This window comes from Pseudomonas sp. MOIL14HWK12:I1 (assembly GCF_000510705.1).
In the GTDB taxonomy this organism is placed as follows: domain Bacteria; phylum Pseudomonadota; class Gammaproteobacteria; order Pseudomonadales; family Pseudomonadaceae; genus Chryseomonas; species Chryseomonas oryzihabitans.
Window position 1 is genome coordinate 335,321 of record NZ_KI783308.1, and the last position, 20,190, is coordinate 355,510.

The following is a 20,190-nucleotide window of genomic DNA, read 5'->3' on the forward strand; positions in this document are numbered from 1 at the left end:
ATCACAGGGTCGCGCCCAGGGTGGCGCCGGCTGCCGTGTCGTCCGTGGCCAGGCCCTGTTCCAGCAGGCTGGGCTGGGCCGAATGGATGACCTTGTGGATGAAGTGCAGCTTGGCGATCACCGGAGCGGGCAGGGCGAAGGGATAGAAGTCCGGCTGGCCCATGCTGCGGGACAATTCGTTGAGCATGGCCGCCAGTTCGATCCAGGCATTGGCGAAGCCGAGGAATTCGTCGTCGCTGCGGTCTTCCGCCTCGTACAGCGCCTCGCGGGTAAAGGGCTGGAAGTCCAGCTGCAGGCTGCCGGCGTTCATGCCCAGGCTGGCGGCGGTGGCCAGGGTGTCCATCATGTGCAGGTAGTGCGCCCAGGTCTCCGCCCAGTCTTCCCAGGGGTGCATGGTGGCGTAGGCGCTGACGTACTGGCTTTCCCAGCCGGCCGGTGCGCCCTGTTCATAGTGGCGCTGCAGGGCTTCGCCATAGTCGGCGCGCTCGTCGCCGAACAGGGCGCGGAAGGGCTCTTCCCAGTCGGTCCCGGCGACCAGACGATCGAAGTAGTAATGCCCGACCTCGTGGCGGAAATGGCCGAGCAGGGTGCGATAGGGCTCGTGCATGTCGGCGCGGACCTTTTCCCGGTGGGCATCGTCCGCCTCGAGGATGTTCAGGGTGATGAGGCCATTGGCATGCCCGGTGGTGGGGGTGCCGGTGGCGTCGGGGGCGAGGAAGTCGAAGGCGAGTCCGTGCTCGGCATCCACGGTCTGGGGGATCACCTGCAGCCCCAGCCCCAGCAACTGGGCGACCAGTTGCCGCTTGGCCAGCTCCAGCTTGCGCCAGCGCTCGCCGTTGCCCTCGAAGGACAGATCCGGAATGGTGTGGTTGAGCTGGCAGGCCACGCAGAATTCATTGCCGGAATCGGCCGGCACCAGCCAGTTGCAGGCGGCCGGCGTGTCCAGGTTGGCGCAGCGGCGATAGAGGCCGCTGCTGGCCTCGGGCAACTGCCATAGACCGCCTTCGCCCGGCAGCAGCGCCGTCGGCGTGCCCTGGTCCGGGGCGTAGCCCAGGGCGTTGCCACAGGCCAGGCATTCGCTGTTGGGAAAGAAGATGGCCTGGCCGCAGGTGCAGTTGGCGACCTTGCGCTGGACGGGCAGGGCGCGCAGGGCGTTGCGTTGCTGACGATTGGAACTGTAGCTTCCGAGAAAATTGCGCATGGGGCTGATACCTGGCGAGAGCGGCCGCGTCGGACGCCGGCGGAGCGCCGGCGTCTTGCTAGCGAATTAGTAGAGCGGCCAGACCCTGGAGTTCCGGGTTGTTCGTCGCCTGGGATGACTGGCAAGGGCTCTAGGATCGGTCCCGGCACCCGCTGACGCTCCGCTGGCCGCGGTGGCCCGTGTTTGCGGTGGCGCATCCCGAGCCACACCACTACCCTAGTGACCATCGAGACGGGCGCGGGCGTTGCGGCGCCCCCGCCGCTACGCGCCGTCCGAATCCGCTTCCGTACCCTGTCAGCCGTCCCTTGACCATGCCCCCGAACGCTTCCCGCAATGCCAGCGACATGACCGGCAGCTACCACGAACTCTGGAGTCCGCGGGGTGGCGTGCGGCCGCCCTGGCGCCGTTTCTACGGCCATCTGGCCGGGCTGCGACCCGCGCAGCTCGACCAGCGCCAGGCCCTGATCGCCCGGCAGATCCAGGAAAACGGCGTGACCTACAATGTCTACGCCGATCCCAAGGGCAGCGACCGGCCCTGGGCGCTGGACCTGCTGCCGCAACTGATCTCTGCGGAGGAGTGGGCGCCCCTGGCGACCGGCGTGGCGCAGCGGGCCCGCTTGCTGAATCGGGTACTGGGCGATCTCTATGGCGAACAGCGCCTGTTGCACGAGCGGCTGCTGCCGCCGGAGCTGGTGTTCGGCCACAACAACTTTCTCTGGGCCTGCCAGGGGTTGCGTCCGCCGGGCGATACCTGGCTGCACGTCTATGCGGTGGATCTGGCGCGGGCGCCTGATGGCCGCTGGTGGGTGCTGGCCGATCGCACCCAGGCGCCGTCCGGCGCCGGCTATGCCCTGGAGAATCGCCACATCGTGGCGCGGGCCTTTCCCGAGTTGCACCGCGATCTGCAGGTCCAGCCGCTCAATGGCTACTTCCAGGCGCTGCAGCGCACCCTGAGCACGGGCCTGGACACCGGCGAGGAGGCGCCGCTGGCGGTGCTGCTGACGCCGGGGCGCTACAACGAGACCTACTTCGAGCACCTCTACCAGGCGCGGCAACTGGGCTTTCCGCTGGTGGAAGGCCAGGACCTCACGGTGCGCGACGCCTGCCTCTATCTCAAGACCCTGAGCGGGCTGAGGCGCGTCCATGCGGTGTTCCGCCGGCTGGACGACGACTTCTGCGATCCGCTGGAATTGCGCACCGACTCGGCGCTGGGCGTACCCGGACTGCTGGAAGCGGTGCGCCAGGGTAACGTCATCATGGCCAATGCCCTGGGCAGCGGCTTGCTGGAGTCGCCCGGTCTGCTGGGTTTTCTGCCCGGTGTCTGCCAGGCCCTGCTGGGTGAGACCCTGGCATTGCCTTCCGTCGCCACCTGGTGGTGCGGCGAGACGCCGGTGCGCGAAGCGGCCCTGGCGCGGCTGGCGGAGCTGGTGATCAAGCCGGCCTATCCGGCCCAGGGCTTCGAGCCGGTGTTCGGCAAGGCCCTGGATGCCGCGGGGCTGGCCGAACTGCGCGCGCGCATCCTGGCCACGCCCCACGCCTTCGTGGCCCAGGAACGCATCCAGCTGTCCCAAGCGCCGGTCTGGCAGGGCAGCAGTCTGCAGTCGCGGGCCATCGGCATGCGCGTCTATGCGGTGGCCAGCGAAGACGGCTACTGGGTGATGCCCGGGGGGCTGACCCGGGTCGCTCATGAAGGCGCCGCGGTGGTGTCCATGCAGCGCGGCGGGTCGAGCAAGGACACCTGGGTGCTGGGCGGCAGTCGCGGCGCCGCCGAGGTGCCCGGGGCGCGGGTGCTGGGGGTGCGCGACCTGGTGCGCAAGGACCCCTTCCTGCCCTCGCGCACGGCCGAGAATCTGTTCTGGTACGGTCGCTACAGCGAGCGCTGCGAGGATGCCGCGCGCCTGCTGCGGATCGTCCTGAGTCGCTACCTGGACGCCGATGACGGCGGGCCGGCGGTGCAGTCGGCCATCGATCTGGCCACGGCCCTGGAATTGCTGCCCACGGGTGGCCGGCTGGCGGAGCAGCTGCATGCCGCCCTGGGGCCGGGCGACTTTCCCAGCGGCCTGGGCGCCAATCTGCAACGGCTGCACTGGGCCGCGGCCCAGGTCCGTGGCCGGCTGTCGCCGGAGAACTGGCGCGCCATCCGCGAGGTGGAGCGCGAGGCCCATGGCCTGGGCCAGGTCGGCAGCGAGCCGGGCGAGGCGCTGCAGAGTCTCAACCGCCTGGTGATGGCGCTGGCGGCGGTGGCCGGCTTCACCTTCGACGACATGACCCACGACGAGAGCTGGCGCTTTCTGATGATCGGCCGGCGCATCGAACGGGTGCAATTCCTCGCCGGCAGCCTGGCGCACTTCCTCGAAGGCGGCGCCACCTGGGATGCGGCGGGCCTGGAATGGCTGCTGGAGCTGGGCAACAGCATCATCACCTATCGCTCGCGCTACCAGGCGGCGCCCCAGCTGATCCCGGTGCTGGACCTGCTGATGCTGCACGAGCACAACCCCTATTCGATCCGCTTCCAGCTGCATGCGCTGATCAACGCCGTGGAGCACCTGGAGCGCTATTACGGCCTGCCCCGCGATCCGGCATTGCACGATACCTACGACCGCCTGCGCCGCTTTGACCTCGGCACCCTGGAGAACACCCTGTTCGGCGACGCTGGCCGGGTCGAGGTGCAGCAGGGCCTGGCGCGCCTGCTGCGACAGATCGCCGAGGCCAGCAGCCAGCTGTCCGAACGGGTCATCTATCGCTGCTTCGCCCATGTCGACGCCGTCAGCCAGCGCACGGTGTCCATGTGATGAATCAGGTTCGCTATCGCATCCAGCACGACACCCACTATCGCTACGAGGCGCCGGTGTCGCTGTCGCAGCAGCTGCTGCACCTGTTGCCGCGCGACTGCGCCTGGCAGCGCTGCCTGTCCCGGCAACTGGTGATCCTGCCGCAGCCGACCCAGCGCCAGGACGCCTGGGACGCCTTCGGCAATCCGCTGACCCGGCTGTCCTTCGAGCGGCCCCACGACGAACTCTATGTCGGCACCGAGCTGGAGGTGGAAGTGGACTCCCGCGCCGGTCTCGGGCTGGCGGATTCGCCCCCCTGGGAACAGGTGCGCGATGGCCTGCGCTATCCCGCGGACCGGGTGCCGCTGGACGTCCATCACTTCCGTTTCGAATCCCCGGCGGTGCCCGTGGATGGCATCTTCGCCCGTTTTGCCGAGGACTGCTTCCCACCGGGCCGCCCCCTGCTGCTGGGCTGCCGGGCGCTGATGGAAAAAGTCCACCGCGAATTCCGCTTCGACGCCACCGCCACCCAGGTGGCGACGCCGCTGCGCGAGGTGCTGGAGCATCGCCATGGCGTCTGCCAGGACTTCGCCCACCTGATGCTGGCCTGCCTGCGCGCCCTGGGGCTGGTGGCGCGCTATGTCAGTGGCTATCTGCTGACCCGGCCGCCGCCGGGCAAGCCGCGGCTGATCGGTGCCGACGCCTCCCACGCCTGGGTCAGCGTGCATTGCCCGCTGCTGGGCTGGGTCGACTTCGATCCCACCAACGATGTCCTGCCGGACCTGGAGCACATCACCCTGGCCTGGGGGCGCGACTTCACCGACGTCTCGCCGCTACGCGGGGTGATTCTCGGCGGCGGCGACCACGATCCGGTGGTCGAGGTGACGGTGACGCCGCTGTAGCGTGCTGGTTTGGAAAGGACTCCATTGATGAAAGATCCCAAGTGGCTGAACATCCCGCTCGGCCCTGCACGACCCAATACCTTCCTGTTCTGCATAACGGTCCTCCTGGCCTTGCTCCTAGGCATCCGGATCGGTCGACCTGCGACGCCGGAAGCCTGGATGTATCTGTTACTGATCGGCCTTCCCCTGACCTGGGCAGTGTTTACGCGCCTTCATTGGCTGGACGACTGGAGCCGACGCTGCCGTTACGGCTTCGCGCCTCTACTGGTCTTGCTGGCAAGAGCGGCACTGATCGTGGCGATTTTCAAGATTGAGCCGTTGTCGCGGCCAGTTACGAGCTGGCTATGGCAACAGGTGGGCATCTGGTTTCCAGATATCCACTGAAGCTATTGTCTATACAAATAGGCTACCTCTTTACCTAACATTGGCCGCCCATGAACGGAGTCGCTTGTCTGCTATTTTGAGATGATAGCTATATCGGGAATGCTTGACGAGGGATCGACTCTGGATTAAATGTATATACATTAACCGGAGAGGTCACCATGTCCGTCGCTACCCAAGCGCTGCTCTGGCGCCATGTCACCCTGTTCGATGGCCTCCAGACCTGGCCCACGCCCATGGCCGTGCGGGTGGAGGCTGGCCGCATTGTCGGACTCTGGCCGGAAGCCGACTTCCAGGCCGCGCAGGGCGAGGGGGCCGAAATGGCCGGGAAAGGCGGGGTGCTGACGCCCGGGCTGGTGGATTGCCATACCCATCTGGTCCATGCCGGCCAGCGTGCCGGGGAATTCGAGCAGCGACTGGAAGGGACGAGCTATGCTGAGATCGCCCGGGCCGGTGGTGGCATCCTCGGCACGGTGCGTGCGACGCGGGCGGCCAGCGAGGCAGAACTCTTCGCCGTTGCCCGACCGCGCTTGCGTGCGCTGATCGACGGGGGTGTTACCACCGTGGAGATCAAGTCCGGCTATGGCCTGACCGTGGCCGACGAACTCAAGCTATTGCGGGTCGCTCGGCGTCTGGGCGAGGCGCTACCGGTACGGGTAATTACCACGCTGCTGGGTGCCCATGCCGTACCCCCGGAATTCCAGGGCGATGCCGACGGCTACGTCGATCTGGTCTGTCGGGAGATGATCCCGGCCGCGGTGGCCGAGGGCCTGGCCGATGCGGTGGACGTCTTCTGCGAGGGCATCGCCTTTTCGCCGGCCCAGTGTGAGCGGGTCTTCCTGGCGGCGCGCGAGCACGGTCTGCCGATCAAGGCCCATGCCGAGCAGCTGTCCAATCTGGGTGGCAGCGCCCTGGCCGCGCGGCTGGGCGCGTTGTCGGCGGATCACGTGGAGTATCTCGACGAAGCCGGGGTACGTGCCCTGGCCGCCGCCGGTACGGTCGCCGTGCTCTTGCCCGGCGCCTTCCTGATGCTGGGCGAAACCCAGCATCCGCCGGTGGAATTGCTCCGTCGGTACGGGGTGCCCATGGCCCTGGCCAGTGACGCCAATCCCGGCACCTCGCCGCTCTATCTGCCGACCCTGATCGCGCACCTGGGCTGCACCCTGTTTCGCCTGACCCCCCGCGAAGCCCTGGCCGGCATGACCGCCCATGCAGCCCAGGCCCTGGGGCGTCCGGAACTGGGCCGCATCCAGGTCGGCGCCCCGGCGGATCTCTGCCTGTGGGACGTCGGTCAGCCGGCGGAGCTGGCCTATGAGGTGCGTCCGGGCCGCCTGCGTCAGCGCGTCTTCGGCGGGGAGGTGCAGCATGTTCGCTGATCGCCAGACCCTGGAATGCTGGACCGGTCGTACCGATCCGGAAGCCGACGCCTTGCGCTGGCACCTGTGCATCCAGCCGCTGGCCGTGGACAGCGCGCCGGGTATGGCGCTGCTGGGTTTCGCCTGCGACGAGGGGGTGCGGCGCAATCAGGGGCGCACCGGCGCTGCCGAGGGTCCCGTCGCCCTGCGGCGGGCCCTGGCCAATGTCGCCTGGCAGCGGCAGGGCCCGGCCTATGACGCCGGTGATGTCCGCTGCGCCGACGGTGATCTGGAAGGCGCTCAGACGCGCCTGGCCGGGGCCGTGCGCGGTCTGCTGGACGGCGGTCATCTGCCGCTGGTGCTGGGCGGCGGTCACGAGGTGGCCTGGGCCAGCTGGTCGGGCCTGGCGCTGCACCTGGCCAAGACGCTGCCCAAGCCGCGCATCGGCATCGTCAATTTCGATGCCCACCTGGACCTGCGCGATCCGACGCGGGGACCCACCTCAGGTACGCCCTTCGCCCAGATCGCCGCGCACTGCGCCCACCACGACTGGCCCTTTCGCTATGCCTGCCTGGGTCTGAGCCTGGCGGCCAATACCCGGACGCTGCTCAGGCGTGCCGCCGAGCTGGACGTGCTGATCCGCGAAGACCACGAGATTCGCGAGGGCAGCCTTGAGCGCATCGGCGCCGAGCTGGACGCCTTCGCCGCCGGCTGCGATGCCCTCTATCTCACCTTCGACCTGGATGTGCTGCCCGCGGCCGACGCCCCCGGGGTCAGCGCGCCTGCCGCTCATGGCGTGAGTCTCGCACTTCTGGAACCCCTGATCCGCCGGCTCAAGGCCAGCGGCAAGTTGCGCCTGGCCGACGTGGCCGAACTCAATCCCGCGCTCGACCAAGACGGCCGCACCGCCCGGGTCGCGGCGCGGCTGATCCATACCCTGGCACTGGACCTCTAGGGCCTGCCGCGAACAACAAGAGAGGAAGACCCCATGACCCGTTTTCGTGAAGGTGAGATTCGCGCCCCCCGCGGCACCCAGCTCAATGCCAAGAGCTGGCTGACCGAGGCGCCGCTGCGCATGCTGATGAACAATCTCGATCCCGAGGTCGCGGAAAATCCCGAGGAACTGGTGGTCTACGGCGGCATCGGCCGGGCGGCGCGCAACTGGGAGTGTTACGACAGGATCGTCGAGAGCCTCAAGGCGCTGGGTGACGACGAAACCCTGCTGGTGCAATCGGGCAAGCCGGTCGGGGTGTTCAAGACTCACGCCGATGCCCCGCGGGTGCTGATCGCCAACTCCAACCTGGTGCCGCACTGGGCCAGCTGGGAGCACTTCAACGAACTGGATGCCAAGGGCCTGGCCATGTACGGCCAGATGACCGCCGGCAGCTGGATCTACATCGGCAGCCAGGGCATCGTCCAGGGCACCTACGAGACCTTTGTCGAGGCCGGGCGCCAGCACTATCAGGGCGACCTGCGCGGACGCTGGGTGCTGACCGCTGGCCTCGGCGGCATGGGCGGTGCCCAGCCCCTGGCCGCGACCCTGGCCGGTGCCTGTTCGCTGAACATCGAGTGCCAGCAGAGCCGTATCGATTTCCGCCTCAAGACCCGCTATGTGGACGAACAGGCCAGCGACCTGGACGACGCCCTGGCACGCATCGCCCGGCACACCGCCGCCGGCGCCGCGGTTTCCGTCGCCCTGCTGGGCAACGCCGCCGAGATCCTGCCGGAACTGGTCCGCCGCGGCGTGCGCCCGGATATGGTCACCGACCAGACCAGCGCCCACGATCCGCTCAATGGCTACCTGCCGGCCGGTTGGAGCTGGGAGCAGTATCGTGATCGCGCCCAGACCGATCCGGCTGCCGTGGTCGCCGCGGCCAAGCAGTCGATGGCCGTGCACGTCCAGGCCATGCTGGACTTCCAGAAGATGGGCGTCCCCACCTTCGACTACGGTAACAACATCCGCCAGATGGCCCAGGAAGCCGGCGTCGCCGATGCCTTCGCCTTCCCGGGCTTCGTGCCGGCCTATATCCGTCCGCTGTTCTGCCGCGGCATCGGTCCGTTCCGCTGGGCCGCATTGTCGGGCGATGCCGGGGACATCCATCGCACCGACGCCAAGGTCAAGGAACTGATCCCCGATGACGCCCACCTGCACCGCTGGCTGGACATGGCCCGCGAGCGCATCGCCTTCCAGGGCTTGCCGGCGCGCATCTGCTGGGTCGGCCTGGGCCTGCGCGCCAAGCTGGGCCTGGCCTTCAACGAGATGGTGCGCAGCGGCGAACTCAAGGCGCCCATCGTCATCGGGCGTGATCACCTGGACAGCGGCTCGGTATCCAGCCCCAACCGCGAGACCGAGGCCATGCGGGACGGCTCCGATGCCGTCTCCGACTGGCCGCTGCTGAACGCCCTGCTCAACACCGCCAGCGGCGCCACCTGGGTCTCGCTGCACCACGGCGGCGGGGTAGGGATGGGCTTCTCCCAGCACTCCGGGATGGTCATCGTCTGCGACGGCACCGACGCCGCCGCCGCCCGTATCGCCCGGGTGCTGCACAACGACCCGGCCACCGGGGTGATGCGCCACGCCGACGCCGGCTATGACATCGCCATCGACTGCGCCCGCGAGCAGGGCCTGAATCTGCCCATGATCGGCAAAGGAGTCTGATCGATGCACACCCTTATCCTGAAACCCGGCACCCTCCACCTGGCCCAGCTGCGCCAGGCCTACCAGCAGCCGCTACGCATGGAGCTGGATCCGGCGGCCCACGTGGCCATCGACGCCAGCGTGGCCTGCGTGGAAAGCATTCTCGCGGAAGGCCGGACCGCCTATGGCATCAACACCGGCTTCGGCCTGCTGGCCTCGACGCGGATCGCGCCGGCGGATCTGGAAAAGCTGCAGCGCTCCCTGGTGCTGTCCCACGCCGCCGGCGTGGGCGAGGCGCTGGATGATGACCTGGTGCGGCTGATCATGCTGCTCAAGGTCAACAGCCTGGCCCGCGGTTTCTCCGCCATTCGCCGCCAGGTCATCGAGGCGCTGATCGCCCTGATCAATGCCGAGGTCTATCCGCACATCCCGCTCAAGGGCTCTGTGGGGGCCTCGGGTGACCTGGCGCCGCTGGCGCACATGTCGCTGGTGCTGATCGGCGAGAGCAAGGCGCGCTACCAGGGCCAGTGGCTGCCGGCCCGCGAGGCGCTGGCGATGGCGGGTCTCGAACCCATGACCCTGGCCGCCAAGGAGGGCCTGGCGCTGCTCAATGGCACCCAGGTGTCCACCGCCTACGCCTTGCGCGGGCTGTTCGAGGGTGAAGACCTGTTCGCCGCGGCCACGGTCTGCGGCGGCCTGAGCGTCGAGGCCATGCTCGGTTCTCGGGCGCCCTTCGATGCGCGTATCCATGCCGCGCGGGGCCAGCGTGGCCAGATCGACGTGGCCGCGGCCTATCGCGAGCTGCTCACTGACAGCAGCGAGGTGTCCCGCTCCCACGCCAATTGCGACAAGGTCCAGGATCCCTATTCGCTGCGCTGCCAGCCCCAGGTGATGGGCGCCTGCCTGACCCAGTTGCGCCAGGCCGCCGAGGTGCTGGAGGTGGAGGCCAACGCCGTGTCCGATAACCCGCTGGTGTTCGCGGAAGAGGGCGACGTCATCTCCGGCGGCAACTTCCACGCGGAGCCGGTGGCCATGGCCGCCGACAACCTGGCCCTGGCGCTGGCCGAGATCGGCGCCCTGTCGGAGCGGCGCATCTCGCTGATGATGGATCGGCACATGTCCCAGCTGCCGCCCTTCCTGGTGGAGAACGGCGGGGTCAATTCCGGCTTCATGATCGCCCAGGTCACCGCCGCGGCCCTGGCCAGCGACAACAAGGCCCTGGCGCACCCGGCCAGCGTCGACAGCCTGCCCACCTCGGCCAACCAGGAAGACCATGTGTCCATGGCGCCCAATGCCGGCAAGCGGCTGTGGGCCATGGCCGAGAATGTGCGCGGCATCCTCGCCATCGAGTGGCTGGGCGCCTGCCAGGGCCTGGACTTCCGGCATGGCCTGAAGAGTTCGGAACGCCTGGAAAGGGCGCGCAGCCTCTTGCGCGAGAGGGTGCCCTACTACCAGGAAGACCGCTTCTTCGCCCCGGACATCGAGGCGGCCAGCGCACTGCTGGCCAGCGGTTGCCTGAACGGGCTGGTCACGCCGCGGCTGCTGCCCAGTCTCTGAGGCGGACGCGGTCCGGCAGCCAGAAGGCCGGACCGCGCGTTATCATCGGCTGTCCATTTTCCGACCTGGAGTTCGCGTGAGCAGCACGACACCCCCGCGCTACAAGGTGATCGAGGACTTTCTGCTCGAACGCATCCAGGGTGGCGCCTACCCGGTGCATCACCAGATCCCCACCGAGGAGCAGCTGGCGCGGGATTTCGCGGTCAGCCGCATGACCGCCAACAAGGCCATCACCCGCCTGGTGCAGCAGGGCTACCTGACGCGCCAGGCAGGACTCGGGACCTTTGTCATCGAGCGCAAGGCCGAGTCCTCGCTGCACGAGGTGATGAACATCGCCGCCGAGGTGCGCGCCCGCGGGCATGTCTATTCCAACGAGGTGCTGCGCAGCGAGGCCATCGCCGCCGACGACGAGGTGGCCCTGCGTCTGGGCCTGCGGATCGGCAGCCAGGTGTTTCACAGCATCCTGGTGCACCGCGAGAACGGCCTGCCCATCCAGCTGGAGGATCGCTACGTCAATCCGCGCTGGGTACCGCACTACCTGGAAAGCGACTTCAGCCGCCAGACGCCCAACGAGGTGCTGGTGGCCAGCTGTCCGATCAGCGATGTGGAACATATCGTCGAGGCGGTGCTGGCCACCGCCCAGACCGCACGCTGGCTGGACATCGCCGAGGGCGCGGCCTGCCTGTCGATGATCCGCCGCACCTGGTCGGACGAGCACCTGGTCAGCTATGTGCGGTTGCTGCATCCGGGCGACAGGTACAAGCTGAGCTCGACCACCCGGCATCGCTGAGGGACCTGGCGCGGGGAGGGGGTAGGGCTTCGCGGTGCTCAACCCAACCTACGCGCCCGTCCGCCCGCGCCGATCTACCCCCTCTCCCTTGGGGAGAGGGTTGGGTGAGGGTGGCCCCTGCAGTCAGGGGTCAGAGCTTGCTGACCAGCGCCACGGCGTCCTGTTTGGCCTGGTCGCGCGACGCCTGGTCGACTTCCGGCCCGAACAGGGTCTTTTCGACCACCACGGTGTGCATCCGATCAATGCCGACCATCTCGCACCAGGTGCGCAGATAGGATTCCTGGTGCTCCTGACGATCCAGGGCCGCGCCGCGGGCCGCGATCACCAGCGCCTGGCGACCGCCGAGCAGGCCGTTGAGGCCGCGGTCGTCGAAGGTGAACAGCAGGTCCTTCTGGCTGACCACGTCGAACAGCTGCTTGAGCTTGTAGGGGATGCCGAAATTCCAGCAGGGCACGCCGAATACCAGTACATCGGCGGCCTTGAAGCGCTGTGCCAGTGCCTTGGCCACCTTCCAGGCGTGCTCCTGCTCGCTGCTGAGAGACTCGCCCTGGATGCCGGCGTACTTGGCGTCGAGGATGGGACCGTCGAATTCCGGCAGGTCGCACTGCCAGACGTCGAGGGTATCGACCTCGGCATCGGGGTGTTTGTCCTGCCAGGCCTGGATGAAGGCAGTGGCGACTTCCAGCGAAGCGGAGCGATCCTGGCGGGGCGAACCTATCACGTGCAAAAGACGGGGCATGGCAGATCCTCGAAGGATGGGGATTGCGATAACTATAAGCGTCTCGCTGGGGTGCGCCAGCGTCAGATAGGGTGTGCCGATGGATGGTCTGGGAGGCGGTTCCTGGCGTGACGACTGGTGTTGGGCGGGCCCTCACCCCAGCCCTCTCCCGGAGGGAGAGGGGGTGGTTGGTGTGGGCGGGTGGCTACGTGCGTGTAGGGTGGACAACGGCGCAGCCTTGTCCACGCTTTCGGGGTGGGCACAGGTGGAAAACGCTGCGCGGTTTTCCACGCTACGGCTGCGATTTGGGACGGGCCCTCACCCCAGCCCTCTCCGGAGGGAGAGGGGGTGGTTCGGTGTGGGCGGGTGGCTACGTGCGGGTAGGGTGGACAACGGCGCAGCCTTGTCCACGCGTTCGGGGTGGGCACAGGTGGAAAACGCTGCGCGGTTTTCCACGCTACGGTTGCGATTTGGGGCGGGCCCTCACCCCAGCCCTCTCCCGGCGGGAGAGGGCTGGGGTGGTTGGTGTGGGCGGGAGGCGGCGTGCGGGTAGGGTGGACAACGGCGCAGCCTTGTCCACGCGTTCGGGATGGGCACAGGTGGAAAACGCTGCGCGGTTTTCCACGCTTCGACTAGGTCAGGGCGAAGCCCAACAACTACCCATCCCCACCTCAGGCCGAACCGGCCTCCGTGCGCAGGGCCGGGCCGCGCAGACCCAGCAGGGCGTCCACCACCAGGAACAGCAGCAGGCTGCCGCCCAGCACCGGCAGGCACAGGCCGAGCAGCAGGGCCGTCGCCGGGACCAGCAGACGCGGCAGGGGCGACAGCTGGCGCCAGAGGGCGATCAGGCCGGGTTGCGCCGGATCGCGGCTGGGGCGGCGGCGCCACCAGAGCAGATAGCCCCAGACGGTCATCACCAGCAGGCCCAGGGCGACGACCGCCAGCACCAGCTGGTTGGCCAGGCCGAACAGCACGCCCATGTGGGCATCGATGCCCCAGCGGGTCAGCTTGGCCGGCAGCGAGTACTGGGCGAAACGCACCTGATCGACCACCTTGAAGCTGGTCGGGTCGACGGCGACGGCGTCCACCTGGGTCGGCCAGCGGCGGTCGATCTCGCTCACCGTCCAGGCCTTGTCGGCGCTGCGCCCCGGACGGATCTCCAGCTTGCCGGCGTCGATGCCGGCGGCGCGGGCGCTGGCCAGCACCCCGTCGAAGGTGGCCGGATCCAGAGCCGGTGCCTTGGCCATGTGCATGGCGCCATGGTGATCGGCGTGCTCGTCATGGGCCATGGCCGGCGCGGGTGCGGTGCCCAGGGCGGTTTTCACGCCCGGCGTGGACCAGCCGTAGTGGGCGCGCAGCACGCCGATGTTGTCGCCGGCGAAGCGCGACCAGGTCAGACCGGTGGCGGAGAGGAACAGCAGGCCACCCAGCAGCCAGACCCCGGTGCTGGCATGCAGGCCGCGCAGGCCGCGGGCCGGGCGGCGCTGGCGGCGGCGCACCAGCCACAGGGTCAGGCCGCCGAGGGCCGCGACCCAGAGCCAGGAGGCGGCCAGTTCGCTGTAGAGGCGACCGGGTTCGCCCAGCAGCAGGCTGCGGTGGAACTGGTCGATGGTGGTGCGCAGCGGCAGGATGCCGCTGGTGCCATAGACCGCCAGATCGCCGCGGATGGCGCCGGTGACCGGGTCGATGAACAGCGCCCGGTGGGTCGACTCGCCCAGCGACGGATCGTTGAACATCACCCGGGTGGTGTCGCCCTCGGCCGGCGCCGGGCGCACCGCGCCCAGGGTCAGGGTGGGGCCTACCGCGGCCTGGGCGATATGGATCTGCTCGGCCAGCGGCAGGGGCTTGCCGCGACTGGGGGTGTGCAGGGCCTCGGCATAGAGGTGGGCCTCGACTTGCGGCGTGAGGGCATAGATCAGGCCGCTGGCGGCGGCCACCAGCAGGAAGGGACCGACGAACAGACCGATGAGGAAATGCAGCCGCGCCAATAGTTGCAGCAGCGGCCCCGGCGTCTTGGTGGCCGGAGTGGAGGGGTGCGAAGTCATAGCGTTCACCACGGAGCGACGCGCGGCCAGCAAGGGGCCACGCGCAGGATTACGAGAAAGGAGGACAGCCGTCTTTCGTCGCCGGGGTGTCAGGGCGCCTGGGGATGCAGCGTGGAGCGCCGTGCGCGGGGTGGCGGCGGCAGGGCACTCTGGTAGCGAGGACGATGAGGATCGCCGGGGCGCAGCAGCCACTGCAGTACGACGGCGGCCAGCGTGGCGAGGAACAGGGTGGCGGCGAAGACGCAGTCACCCGTGGGGGAAAGGGTGGTCACGCTGCCGCCCGGCAGGCCCGCATGCATGCCGGCCATGTCGTCCTGGGCGGTCTGGGCGTGCAGGCCGTGGTGATGCTCGTGCGTCTGGGCCAGCGGAGGCGAGACCGGCAAGGTAAGTCGCGCCAGCATCTGGCCATGGCCCAGGGCGCAGACGAGTCCGTTCAGCAGGATGCAGGCGAGCAGCATCCAGGCGAGCGAAGCGCGCGGGGAACGGACGGTTATCATGGCGGGGGACTGTATCATCGTCGCGGGCCACGCACAGCCCGGCCGGCGCGAACCTGCGCCGAAATGTCGCGCCCCTGCCGCTGCTGGAGAGACGAACAGGACCATGAGCGAAGCGCCACCCATCACCCTCGAACGGCTCACCGTGGCGGATGACGAGACGCTGGGTTTTCTGCTGGCGAGCTATCGCGAGCTGTTCGGTAGCCGGGTCGAGGCGACGGCCGTACCCCAGGATCTACGGTGCTTCGCCGACCACTATGGTGCGGATCGTGGCTGCCTGCTGCTTGCCCGAGACGCCGCCGGAGAGCCGATCGGCAGCATCGCCTATCGACCCTACGACCGACGCTTTCCCCAGCTGGCCTATCCCGGCGAAAGGGTGGTCGAAGTGGTGCGGCTATTCGTGGTGCCCCGGCAGCGGCGCGAGGGCCTGGCGCGACGGCTGTTCGCGGCGCTGCTGGCCCAGGCGCGGCGCGACGCGGTCGAGCGCCTCTACCTGCACACCCATCCCTTCCTGCCCGGGGCCGAGGCCTTCTGGCTCGACCAGGGGTTTCAGGTCGTCGCGCGGGAGACGGTCTTGCCCTGGCAGACCCTTCACCTGGATCGACGCCTGGACAACTCTCAGGCGTCCGCCGGCCCCCGACAGAGCAGATAGGTGTCCATGATCCAGCCGTGCTCTTCACGCGCGGCGCTGCGCACCCGGTGGATCTCCTCGGCCACCTCCTGCAGCGGACCGGCGATGAGGATCTCGTCCGCCGTACCCACATAGGCACCCCAGTAGATATACAGGCCGGGTTCGTCCAGGCGGCGATAGGCTTCGTGGGAATCGAGCATCACCACCAGGCTGTCCAGGTGCGCGGGGAAGCGCTCCAGGCGCCGACCAGGGGTGATCTCCAGGGCCTGGCCGATGCGATTGAGCGGCACCCGGTGGCGCGCGGCCAGGGCCTGGACGCTGGAGATGCCGGGGATCACCTCGTAGTCGAAGTCCAGCCGGCCTTCGCGCTTGATCGCCGCCAGGATGCGCAGGGTGCTGTCGTACAGCGCCGGATCGCCCCAGACCAGAAAGGCGCCGCATTCATCGTCCACCAGTTCCTGCTCGATCATCTCCACCATCAGCGCCTGCTTGGCGGCGTTGAGGTCGTCCACCGCCTGGCGGTAGTCGCCTTCGCGGCGACGCTCGGGGATGGGCGCGGTGACGAAGCGATAGTCCGCCTGGCGGATGTGGCGGGCGCAGATGGTTTCGCGCAGGTGGATCAGGCTGTCCTTTTCCGTGCCCTTGTCGAACAGGAAGAAGGTACTGGCGCGATTGAGGGCGGCGATGGCCTGGAGGGTGAGGTAGTCGGGATCGCCGGCGCCGATGCCGATGACCAGCAGGGTCTTCATGGGATGGCCTCGAGGAAAGGAGCGGCGCCCAGTGTAACGGGGGATGTCACGTCCGTAGAGCCTCAGGCAATCGTCATGCTAGTTTCGACCGGTTTGCCTGGCGCAAGGCAGGGATGGACGGGATCGAGGGGGACAGGGGCGTGACGATGACGGCGAGCTGGCGACGGATACCCCGAGGGGTCTGGATTCTGGGTGGAGTGAGCATGTTCATGGACATCTCTTCGGAGATGATCCACAGCCTGCTGCCGCTGTTCCTGGCCACCGGCCTGGGCCTGAGCGTGCTCTATATCGGCATTCTCGAAGGGGTGGCCGAGGCGACCGCGCTCATCACCAAGATCTTTTCCGGCGTACTCAGCGACTACCTGGGCAAGCGCAAGGGCCTGGCGGTGCTGGGCTATGGCCTGGGCGCCCTGAGCAAGCCACTGTTCGCCCTGGCCAGCGGGGCCGGCCTGGTATTCGGCGCGCGCTTCATGGATCGCATCGGCAAGGGCATCCGCGGCGCGCCGCGCGACGCCCTGGTGGCCGACGTGACGCCGCCGGAGATCCGTGGCGCCGCCTATGGCCTGCGCCAGTCGCTGGACACCTTCGGCGCCTTTCTCGGCCCGCTGCTGGCGGTGGGGCTGATGCTGCTCTGGGCCAACGATTTCCGCGCGGTGTTCTGGGTGGCGGTGATCCCGGCCTTCATCGCCGTGGCCCTGCTGGTTTTCGGGCTGGACGAGCCCAAGGCGGCCATCGTCCAGGCGCGCACCAATCCGCTGACGCGCAGCCAGCTGCGCAAGCTGCCGGCGGCCTTCTGGCAGGTGGCGCTGCTCGGCGGCGTCTTCACCCTGGCGCGTTTCAGCGAAGCCTTCCTGGTGCTCAAGGCCGAGCAGGTGGGCGTACCCCTGGCGCTGGTGCCGCTGGTGATGGTGGGCATGCACCTGGTGTTCTCGCTGTCGGCCTATCCGCTTGGGGCGCTATCCGACCGGGTCAGCCACCGCGCGCTGCTGGCCTGGGGCCTGGTGCTGCTGATCCTGGCTGACCTGGCGCTGGCCTTCAGCAGCGGCTGGAGCGGTCTGGCGCTGGGCATCGTGCTCTGGGGCCTGCACATGGGCATGACCCAGGGGCTGCTCGCCGCGATGGTCGCCCGCACCGCCCCGGCCGAATTGCGCGGCACCGCCTTCGGCCTGTTCAACCTGGTCAGTGGCATCGCCCTGTTGCTAGCCAGCAGCATCGCCGGTGCGCTCTGGCACTTTCTCGGCTCCGCCGCCACCTTCCAGTTCGGTGCCCTGGCGGCGGTGGCTTCCCTGCTGGTGCTGGCGGCCTGTCGCCGCAGCGTGGCACCGCTGGCCAGCTAGTCGAACAGGGGGCGCAGATAGGGCGCCGTGGGGCTGGCGGGATCGTCCGCCACCGCGCGGGGCGTGCCGCTGGCGACGATGCGACCGCCGGCCGTGCCGGCGCCGGGGCCGATGTCGATCAGCCAGTCGCTGCCGGCCACCACCTGCAGATTGTGCTCCACCAGCACCACGGTATTGCCTTCGTCGACCAGGCCGTGCAGCTGGCGCATCAGGCGCTCCACGTCGGCCGGGTGCAGGCCGGTGGTGGGTTCGTCCAGCACATAGAGGGTGGTGCCACGGCTGGTGCGCTGCAACTCGGTGGCCAGCTTGATGCGCTGGGCCTCGCCGCCGGAGAGTTCGGTGGCCGGCTGGCCCAGGCGCAGATAGCCCAGGCCGATGTCGGCCAGTACCCGCAGCGCTCGCGCCACCGGGGCTTCCTCGGCAAAGAAGGCCAGGGCCTCGTCCACCGTCAGACCGAGCACCTCGGCGATGGTCTTGCCCTGCCAGCGCACCTCCAGGGTCTCGGGGTTGTAGCGGGCACCCTGGCAGGTGGGGCAGGCGGCATAGACGCTGGGCATGAACAGCAGCTCGACGCTGACGAAGCCTTCGCCCTCGCAGGTCGGGCAGCGGCCCTTGGCGACGTTGAAGGAGAAGCGTCCGGCGTCGAAGCCTCTTTCCCGGGCCTCGGGGGTGGCGGCGAACAGCTTGCGTACTCCGTCGAACAGGCCGGTGTAGGTGGCGAGGTTGGAGCGTGGCGTGCGACCGATGGGTTTCTGGTCCACCGGCACCAGGCGGCGGATGCCGCCGAGACCCTCGACCACCTGGCCGGCGGTGGCGGGCAGGGCATCGGCCTCCAGCTCCGTTGCCTCGTCACTGTCCTCGGCGGCGCGCTGGCCCAGCTCGGCGCCCACCAGTTCCAGCAGCGCCTGGCTGACCAGGCTGGACTTGCCCGAACCGGAGACACCGGTCACCGCGGTCAGGCAGCCCAGCGGAAAGGCGGCGTCCAGGCCTTGCAGGTTGTTGCGGGTGACCCCGGCCAGCCGCAGCCAGCCCTGGGGCTCGCGCGGTGGCCGGGTCTCGCGTTGCGGCGCGGCGAACAGATAGCGCGCCGTCACCGATTCCTCGATGTCGGCCAGGCCGGCGGGCGGACCGCTGTAGAGCACCCGGCCACCGCCTTCGCCAGCGGCGGGACCGACATCCACCAGCCAGTCGGCACGCTTCATGGTGGCCAGGTCGTGCTCCACCACGAACAGCGAATTGCCCTGGGCCTTGAGGCCGTCGAGGGCTTCCAGGAGGGATTCGCCATCGGCCGGATGCAGACCGGCAGAGGGTTCGTCCAGCACATAGACCACGCCGAACAGCTGGGACACCAGCTGGGTCGCCAGGCGCAGCCGCTGCAACTCGCCGGAGGAGAGGGTGGTGGTGCTGCGTTCCAGTGCCAGGTAGCCGAGGCCGAGGCGGGTGAGGGTCTGCAGCCGTTCCAGCAATTCGCTGGCCATGCGCTGGGCGGCCAGGCGTTTTTCCGGGGACAGATCGGGGGTGCGGCGCACGTCCGGCGCGCCGGCGTGGTCGCTGCCACCGGCAGCCTTGCGCCGGGCGCGATCCTGCTGGCCGGCCTTGGCGTCCAGCACGCGGGCGTCCTTCGCCTCGTCGAAATCGCCGGCCGCGACCCGGCGCAGCAGTACGGTGAGATCATCCAGCGGTAGCCGCGACAGCTCGCCGATGTCCAGGCCGGCAAAGGTCACCGAGAGCGCCGCCCGGGTCAGCCGCTTGCCATGGCACAGCGGGCAGGTCTGGCCGATCATGAAGCGCGCCGCGCGCTGCTTCATCTTGGCGCTCTGGGAATTGGCGAAGGTGTGCAGCACATGGCGCCGTGCACCGGTATAGGTGCCCTGGTAGCTGGGCTCGGCCTTGCGCTTGAGCGCGGCGCGGGTCTGCTCGGGGGTGAGGCCGGCATAGACCGGGACGGTGGGCTGCTCCTCGGTGAAGAGGATCCAGTCGCGCTGCTCTTGCGGCAGGTCGCGCCAGGGGATGTCGACGTCATAGCCCAGGGTGACCAGGATGTCTCGCAGATTCTGCCCGCCCCAGGCGGTGGGCCAGGCGGCGATGGCGCGCTGGCGGATGGTCAGCGCGGGGTCCGGCACCATGGAGGCCTCGGTCACCTCGTAGACCCGGCCCAGGCCGTGGCACTCCGGGCAGGCGCCCTGGGGCGTGTTGGGCGAGAAGTCCTCGGCATAGAGCATCGGCTGGTCGGCGGGATAGCGCCCGGCGCGGGAGTAGAGCATTCGCACCAGGCTGGACAGTCCGGTCACGCTGCCCATGGACGACCGACTGCTGGGCTGGCCGCGCTGCTGCTGCAGGGCCACCGCCGGCGGCAGACCCTCGATGGCTTCCACCTGGGGTACCCCGACCTGGTCGATCAGTCGCCGCGCATAGGGCGCCACGGATTCGAAGTAGCGGCGCTGGGCCTCGGCGTAGAGGGTGCCGAAGGCCAGCGACGACTTGCCCGAGCCGGACACCCCGGTAAAGACCACCAGGGCATCGCGAGGGATGTCCACGTCGACGTTCTTCAGATTGTGCTCGCGGGCACCGCGGACGGAGACGAAACCGGGACGGGGGGAGGAGGGCATGGGCGAAGTACA

General features: G+C 68.8%; 16 protein-coding genes. 10 read left to right on the plus strand and 6 right to left on the minus strand.

From position 1 onward, the window contains the following. Window position 1: 1 nt before the first annotated feature. Window positions 2-1,201, minus strand: coding sequence for a putative zinc-binding metallopeptidase (locus PSEK12I1_RS0119200; RefSeq protein ID WP_027602599.1), 1,200 nt, complete (start codon window positions 1,199-1,201; stop codon window positions 2-4). 311 nt (window positions 1,202-1,512) lie between these two features. Here PSEK12I1_RS0119200 and PSEK12I1_RS0119205 point away from each other — a divergent pair, with 311 nt between their 5' ends. The 8 genes from PSEK12I1_RS0119205 to hutC all read left to right on the plus strand — a co-directional run bounded on the left by PSEK12I1_RS0119205 (window position 1,513) and on the right by hutC (window position 11,595). Beyond that, the gene (locus PSEK12I1_RS0119205; protein ID WP_155951350.1) at window positions 1,513-3,993 is read left to right on the plus strand and encodes a circularly permuted type 2 ATP-grasp protein; all 2,481 of its coding nucleotides are present in this window, start codon (window positions 1,513-1,515) and stop codon (window positions 3,991-3,993) included. Then, window positions 3,993-4,874, plus strand: coding sequence for a transglutaminase family protein (locus PSEK12I1_RS0119210; RefSeq protein WP_027602601.1), 882 nt, complete (start codon window positions 3,993-3,995; stop codon window positions 4,872-4,874). The genes PSEK12I1_RS0119205 and PSEK12I1_RS0119210 overlap by 1 nt, the downstream gene beginning before the upstream one ends. Window positions 4,875-4,901: 27 nt before the next feature. Beyond that, entirely contained in the window at window positions 4,902-5,258 is a 357-nt protein-coding gene (locus PSEK12I1_RS0119215; RefSeq protein WP_027602602.1) for a hypothetical protein, read from the plus strand. Between the two features lie 158 nt (window positions 5,259-5,416). Continuing rightward, window positions 5,417-6,631, plus strand: coding sequence for an imidazolonepropionase (gene hutI, locus PSEK12I1_RS0119220; RefSeq protein ID WP_027602603.1), 1,215 nt, complete (start codon window positions 5,417-5,419; stop codon window positions 6,629-6,631). Further along, the gene (hutG, locus tag PSEK12I1_RS0119225; protein WP_027602604.1) at window positions 6,621-7,565 is read left to right on the plus strand and encodes a formimidoylglutamase; all 945 of its coding nucleotides are present in this window, start codon (window positions 6,621-6,623) and stop codon (window positions 7,563-7,565) included. Before hutI ends, hutG begins: the two co-directional genes overlap by 11 nt. Before the next feature lie 33 nt (window positions 7,566-7,598). Next, window positions 7,599-9,269 (plus strand): urocanate hydratase, encoded by a 1,671-nt coding sequence (gene hutU / locus PSEK12I1_RS0119230; protein ID WP_027602605.1) that lies wholly within the window; start codon window positions 7,599-7,601, stop codon window positions 9,267-9,269. 3 nt (window positions 9,270-9,272) lie between these two features. Beyond that, the gene (hutH, locus tag PSEK12I1_RS0119235) at window positions 9,273-10,805 is read left to right on the plus strand and encodes a histidine ammonia-lyase (RefSeq protein WP_027602606.1); all 1,533 of its coding nucleotides are present in this window, start codon (window positions 9,273-9,275) and stop codon (window positions 10,803-10,805) included. A 76-nt stretch (window positions 10,806-10,881) separates the two neighbouring features. Further along, window positions 10,882-11,595 (plus strand): histidine utilization repressor, encoded by a 714-nt coding sequence (hutC, locus tag PSEK12I1_RS0119240; protein WP_007159364.1) that lies wholly within the window; start codon window positions 10,882-10,884, stop codon window positions 11,593-11,595. 130 nt (window positions 11,596-11,725) lie between these two features. On the opposite strand, the gene PSEK12I1_RS0119245 is transcribed toward hutC, so the two are convergent. From PSEK12I1_RS0119245 to PSEK12I1_RS0119255, 3 genes are all read right to left on the minus strand, one after another. Continuing rightward, window positions 11,726-12,334 carry an FMN-dependent NADH-azoreductase gene (locus PSEK12I1_RS0119245; protein ID WP_027602607.1) on the minus strand — a complete coding sequence of 203 codons (609 nt, stop codon included), beginning with the start codon at window positions 12,332-12,334 and terminating at the stop codon, window positions 11,726-11,728. Between the two features lie 650 nt (window positions 12,335-12,984). Continuing rightward, entirely contained in the window at window positions 12,985-14,358 is a 1,374-nt protein-coding gene (locus PSEK12I1_RS0119250; RefSeq protein ID WP_027602608.1) for a PepSY domain-containing protein, read from the minus strand. Between the two features lie 89 nt (window positions 14,359-14,447). Then, window positions 14,448-14,855, minus strand: coding sequence for a hypothetical protein (locus PSEK12I1_RS0119255; RefSeq protein WP_027602609.1), 408 nt, complete (start codon window positions 14,853-14,855; stop codon window positions 14,448-14,450). 103 nt (window positions 14,856-14,958) lie between these two features. Here PSEK12I1_RS0119255 and PSEK12I1_RS0119260 point away from each other — a divergent pair, with 103 nt between their 5' ends. Beyond that, complete coding sequence (locus PSEK12I1_RS0119260; RefSeq protein WP_027602610.1) at window positions 14,959-15,504, plus strand: GNAT family N-acetyltransferase; 546 nt, start codon at window positions 14,959-14,961, stop codon at window positions 15,502-15,504. On the opposite strand, the gene cobF is transcribed toward PSEK12I1_RS0119260, so the two are convergent. Continuing rightward, on the minus strand, window positions 15,471-16,232 hold the full coding sequence (gene cobF, locus PSEK12I1_RS0119265; protein WP_027602611.1) for a precorrin-6A synthase (deacetylating): 762 nt from the start codon (window positions 16,230-16,232) through the stop codon (window positions 15,471-15,473). The genes PSEK12I1_RS0119260 and cobF overlap by 34 nt on opposite strands. Window positions 16,233-16,435: 203 nt before the next feature. On the opposite strand from cobF, the gene PSEK12I1_RS0119270 reads away from it, so the two are divergent. After that, the gene (locus PSEK12I1_RS0119270) at window positions 16,436-17,569 is read left to right on the plus strand and encodes an MFS transporter (protein WP_028700274.1); all 1,134 of its coding nucleotides are present in this window, start codon (window positions 16,436-16,438) and stop codon (window positions 17,567-17,569) included. On the opposite strand, the gene PSEK12I1_RS0119275 is transcribed toward PSEK12I1_RS0119270, so the two are convergent. Next, window positions 17,566-20,178 carry an excinuclease ABC subunit UvrA gene (locus PSEK12I1_RS0119275; RefSeq protein WP_027602613.1) on the minus strand — a complete coding sequence of 871 codons (2,613 nt, stop codon included), beginning with the start codon at window positions 20,176-20,178 and terminating at the stop codon, window positions 17,566-17,568. The genes PSEK12I1_RS0119270 and PSEK12I1_RS0119275 overlap by 4 nt on opposite strands. Window positions 20,179-20,190: the final 12 nt, after the last annotated feature.

Excerpts from the sequence above, each read along its gene's own strand:
- PSEK12I1_RS0119200 (WP_027602599.1), bottom strand. The coding sequence starts at position 1,201 with ATGCGCAATTTTCTCGGAAGCTACAGTTCCAATCGTCAGCAACGCAAC.
- PSEK12I1_RS0119205 (WP_155951350.1), top strand. The coding sequence starts at position 1,513 with ATGCCCCCGAACGCTTCCCGCAATGCCAGCGACATGACCGGCAGCTAC.
- PSEK12I1_RS0119210 (WP_027602601.1), top strand. The coding sequence starts at position 3,993 with ATGAATCAGGTTCGCTATCGCATCCAGCACGACACCCACTATCGCTAC.
- PSEK12I1_RS0119215 (WP_027602602.1), top strand. The coding sequence starts at position 4,902 with ATGAAAGATCCCAAGTGGCTGAACATCCCGCTCGGCCCTGCACGACCC.
- hutI (WP_027602603.1), top strand. The coding sequence starts at position 5,417 with ATGTCCGTCGCTACCCAAGCGCTGCTCTGGCGCCATGTCACCCTGTTC.
- hutG (WP_027602604.1), top strand. The coding sequence starts at position 6,621 with ATGTTCGCTGATCGCCAGACCCTGGAATGCTGGACCGGTCGTACCGAT.
- hutU (WP_027602605.1), top strand. The coding sequence starts at position 7,599 with ATGACCCGTTTTCGTGAAGGTGAGATTCGCGCCCCCCGCGGCACCCAG.
- hutH (WP_027602606.1), top strand. The coding sequence starts at position 9,273 with ATGCACACCCTTATCCTGAAACCCGGCACCCTCCACCTGGCCCAGCTG.
- PSEK12I1_RS0119245 (WP_027602607.1), bottom strand. The coding sequence starts at position 12,334 with ATGCCCCGTCTTTTGCACGTGATAGGTTCGCCCCGCCAGGATCGCTCC.
- PSEK12I1_RS0119250 (WP_027602608.1), bottom strand. The coding sequence starts at position 14,358 with ATGACTTCGCACCCCTCCACTCCGGCCACCAAGACGCCGGGGCCGCTG.
- PSEK12I1_RS0119255 (WP_027602609.1), bottom strand. The coding sequence starts at position 14,855 with ATGATAACCGTCCGTTCCCCGCGCGCTTCGCTCGCCTGGATGCTGCTC.
- PSEK12I1_RS0119260 (WP_027602610.1), top strand. The coding sequence starts at position 14,959 with ATGAGCGAAGCGCCACCCATCACCCTCGAACGGCTCACCGTGGCGGAT.
- cobF (WP_027602611.1), bottom strand. The coding sequence starts at position 16,232 with ATGAAGACCCTGCTGGTCATCGGCATCGGCGCCGGCGATCCCGACTAC.
- PSEK12I1_RS0119270 (WP_028700274.1), top strand. The coding sequence starts at position 16,436 with ATGTTCATGGACATCTCTTCGGAGATGATCCACAGCCTGCTGCCGCTG.
- PSEK12I1_RS0119275 (WP_027602613.1), bottom strand. The coding sequence starts at position 20,178 with ATGCCCTCCTCCCCCCGTCCCGGTTTCGTCTCCGTCCGCGGTGCCCGC.